Here is a 415-nt window from a genome sequence, read left to right as displayed (position 1 = left end):
CGGCGTTGGTCGCCTCGCTTGGCTTCGTCCCCATGGCCATTGCCACAGGAACGGGAGCCGAGGTGCAGCGGCCGCTTGCCACCGTGGTCATTGGCGGGATCCTTTCATCGACGGCACTGACCCTGCTGGTATTGCCGGTCCTCTATCGCCTGGCGCACCGCAAGGACGAAGCCGAGGACGTGGAGCGGACGGGCGAGATGGCACCGCGGTCCGCCTGACGGAGATGGAGTTGACGGCGCGGGTACAGAAGGTCCGCGCCGCTTACGCAAGGAGCTTTCGCCATGGGCGCAGGACATGACCACAGCCATGCAACCGGGAACGAGCGTGCATTGAAAATCGCGCTCGCGCTGACCAGCACGTTTCTGCTCGCCGAGTTGATCGGCGGCATTTTGACCAAGAGCTTGGCGCTGATCTC

General features: G+C 64.3%; 1 protein-coding gene. It reads left to right on the top strand.

Annotated features, from left to right (window positions below):
• The coding region (locus tag C1J01_RS54380; RefSeq protein ID WP_146616086.1) for an efflux RND transporter permease subunit at nt 1-218 on the top strand (218 nt) is incomplete at its 5' end.
• Between the last annotated feature and the right edge of the window lie 197 nt (nt 219-415).

The organism is Nonomuraea aridisoli, assembly GCF_003236395.1.
GTDB lineage: Bacteria > Actinomycetota > Actinomycetes > Streptosporangiales > Streptosporangiaceae > Nonomuraea > Nonomuraea aridisoli.
This window is presented reverse-complemented; position numbering and strand designations above follow the sequence as displayed.